Source organism: Anaerobutyricum hallii DSM 3353, assembly GCF_000173975.1.
Taxonomy (GTDB): Bacteria; Bacillota; Clostridia; order Lachnospirales; family Lachnospiraceae; genus Anaerobutyricum; species Anaerobutyricum hallii.
Map to the genome: position 1 here is coordinate 1 of NZ_ACEP01000123.1, position 3,035 is coordinate 3,035.

Here is a 3,035-nt window from a genome sequence, read left to right on the forward strand (position 1 = left end):
CGTCTCTTTTGCCTGCGGCAAATTCCTATTTATTCTTCTAAATTTTCCGAGAGTATCCTCTTCATTGCTGCTAGTGCTTCTTCTTCATCTGGTCCATTACAAACACACTGTACAACATCTCCATGTCTGAACGTTCCACTAATCAGATTGATAATGCTCTTTGCATTCACATCCATGTAATCCGTCTTAAAATGAATCTGACAATCATAACGGTCTGCCAAATTAGCAATTTTATTCGCTGGTCCCAAATGGATTCCCTGCTCATTTGTAATAGTCAGCTCCGCTTGTACCATATGTTTTAATCCTCCTCTATACTTATACATATATTTCACTTTTTTCCCCTTCTCAATTAAGAAAAAAGCAGTTTTAATTAGTCTTATCTTACCACATTTGTGGGAAAGATTCAATTCATGATAATGATAGAGACACCCGCAAAGAAAGAATACAGGTCTGTATTCTTTCTTTGTGGACTGTCTTCTGTCTGTTTCCTAAATCAGAAGTACTCCTTCAATATCAGATTCGTTTCTCCCGGATTCAATGGCAGTTCCACGCGCACAACCTTCGGATGGTTCCTATAAGTTTTGCGGACCATATCCCGGATTGCAGTACCACCTCTATACCCATGAATTACTTTTATCTGGTAGATATCTTTTTTTGCTCTTTTAAGCTGACTGTCAATATATGTTTTTGCCTGTGCCCTGTTCATACTATGGACATCAAGCTCAATGATTCCTGACTGTAACATAGAGTTTATCAGCCTTTGATCGCAGTTACTTCTACTTCGATCAAGAGGTCTTTTGGAAGTCTTGCTACTTCCACGCAGGAACGTGCTGGAAATGCACCTGTAAAATAAGTAGCATAGATTTCATTTACTTTTGCAAAATCGTCCATATTTTTAATAAATACAGTTGTCTTGATTGCCTGGTCTAAGCTGCTGCCTGCGTCTGCAAGAAGTCCCTTTAAGTTCTCAAATACCTGTGTTGTCTGTTCTTCGATTGTTTCTCCAACTTCACCTGTTGCCGGATTCACACCGATAACTCCAGATGTGTATACAATGCCATTATATTCAATTGCCTGTGAATAAGGTCCGATTGCTGCTGGTGATTTTTCTGATACGATAACTTTCTTTTCCATGATGTTCTTCCTTTCTGTTTTATACTATCTTATCGTGACATTCTCCCCCACCTACAGATGAGGCTTCCCAACCCCGGCGAGTTTGGTTCTCGTTCAATAGCACCTCTGTGCTAAGCATAAGCGGGTTAACCCCGTGTATCCCACGGTTTGTATTATGATAAATACTTAATCCAGAACAAACTGCTGTCCCGGCGCAGTAATATTCATAATCTGCCCTGTGAGGAACTTTCTGTCTACATCTTTTTTGTACTTTTCAATAATATCATATTGTTCCCAACAATGCATCGGGAAAATGAAATGTGCTCCCACATTTTTTATAAAATATTCCATGCCAAGGCTTCCCGATTCTTCCTGTCTGGGGTCAAGAACAACAAAGGCACAATCTATTTTTTCTGCTTTCAAATATTCCATCTCGGCTTTATAAAGCTGTTCCATCATCTTATTATCCTCTTCCGGCTCACCTGGCCAATCCCACCAGTGAAGATCTCCTGCATGGTAAATGGTCTTGCCTTCCGTTTTTACAAGAAAGGCAACTCCCTCATCCGTTGATTTTAATGTAGATATTACGCAGTCATCAATCTCTTTCTCTTCATGCGGTTTCATAAAAATAACATTCTCTGCCTTTTTCCAGAAACTGCTCGCTCTTTTAATATCAGAAGATAAAACATATACGACTGTCTGGCATTTATTTTCTAATTTAAAAATATCTTTTGTATAATGGTCATGATGTGCATGACTTGAAAAAACATAAAGTTCTTTATCATACTGTAATTCTGGAAGTTTTCCCTGCCAATAATCAAACAATAAATAACTATTTGCCGTCTCTACAAGAAATCCGCTATGTTTAATATATGTTACAGTCAGTTTACTCATTTATTTCCCTCCAAAATTTTTTCTTTTAAATCTTCATGAAATGCACCTTCTCTCAACATCGCAATTTCATATTTATACGGAGCAAATGCCCTCTTTTTTGTTTCTGGATTTGGTATATATGGTGTCTCTAATATTTTAGGAATGGCTTCAAAGTCTTTATTGTATACAATATTCCGAAGGCAATCATATCCAATCTCTCCAAATCCAATATTTTCATGACGGTCTTTATGTGCTCCCTGTGGATTCTTGCTGTCATTAATATGAAAAACTGCGATCTGATCCTTACCTATAATCCGATCAAACTGCTCTATAACACTTGCAAAATCTTCTCGCACATCATATCCTGCATCACTCGTATGGCAGGTATCAAAGCAGACTCTTAAACGTTCATTATGTGTCACTCCATCATAAATAGCCGCAATCTCCTCAAAGCTTCTTCCAATCTCTGTTCCTTTACCAGCCATTGTCTCCAGTGCAATGTTCACTTTCCCATCTTTATCTTGCGAAAATACTTCATTTAAGCCTTTGATAATCTGCCTGATTCCCACATCAGCCCCTGCACCAACATGCGCTCCCGGATGAAGTACAAGTGTTTTACACTTAAGAGCCTGTGTCCTCTCCAACTCTAATTGCAGAAATTCCACCGCCAGCTCAAAAGTCTCTGACTTTACCGTATTACCAAGGTTAATGATATATGGCGCATGAACTACAAACTCATCAATACCATTCTCTCTCATCAAAGCCCATCCTTCTTCAATCCGAAGTTCCTCCACAGGCTTCCTGCGTGTATTCTGTGGCGCACCAGTATAGATCATAAATGTATTCGCGTTATAGGAAATTGCTTCTTTAACAGAACCCAGAAACATTTCTTTACCGCTCATGCCAACGTGGCATCCTAATTTTATCATAATGTTCTCCATATCTTTCTTGTATTTGCACCTTAAATGATAGCAAAACACCAGAATATAAGCAAGAAGATTTCTGATTTGTGAGGCTGCGAAGCAGACGAACTCCCGAAGCTAAATGAT

5 protein-coding genes are annotated in these 3,035 nt (G+C 38.7%); all 5 read right to left on the bottom strand.

From position 1 onward, the window contains the following. Nucleotides 1–29 precede the first annotated feature (29 nt). The 5 genes from EUBHAL_RS12190 to EUBHAL_RS12210 all read right to left on the bottom strand — a co-directional run bounded on the left by EUBHAL_RS12190 (nucleotide 30) and on the right by EUBHAL_RS12210 (nucleotide 2,912). Nucleotides 30–293, bottom strand: coding sequence for an HPr family phosphocarrier protein (locus EUBHAL_RS12190; protein ID WP_022170221.1), 264 nt, complete (start codon nucleotides 291–293; stop codon nucleotides 30–32). 200 nt (nucleotides 294–493) lie between these two features. After that, a complete protein-coding gene (locus tag EUBHAL_RS12195; RefSeq protein ID WP_005350269.1) occupies nucleotides 494–745 on the bottom strand; it encodes a Smr/MutS family protein in 252 nt (83 codons plus the stop codon). Between the two features lie 8 nt (nucleotides 746–753). Continuing rightward, nucleotides 754–1,134: a RidA family protein gene (locus EUBHAL_RS12200; protein WP_005350272.1), complete on the bottom strand. Its 381-nt coding sequence runs from the start codon at nucleotides 1,132–1,134 to the stop codon at nucleotides 754–756. Nucleotides 1,135–1,299: 165 nt separating this feature from the next. Further along, nucleotides 1,300–2,007, bottom strand: coding sequence for an MBL fold metallo-hydrolase (locus EUBHAL_RS12205; RefSeq protein WP_005350274.1), 708 nt, complete (start codon nucleotides 2,005–2,007; stop codon nucleotides 1,300–1,302). After that, nucleotides 2,004–2,912 (bottom strand): deoxyribonuclease IV, encoded by a 909-nt coding sequence (locus EUBHAL_RS12210; protein WP_044923378.1) that lies wholly within the window; start codon nucleotides 2,910–2,912, stop codon nucleotides 2,004–2,006. The genes EUBHAL_RS12205 and EUBHAL_RS12210 overlap by 4 nt, the downstream gene beginning before the upstream one ends. Nucleotides 2,913–3,035: the final 123 nt, after the last annotated feature.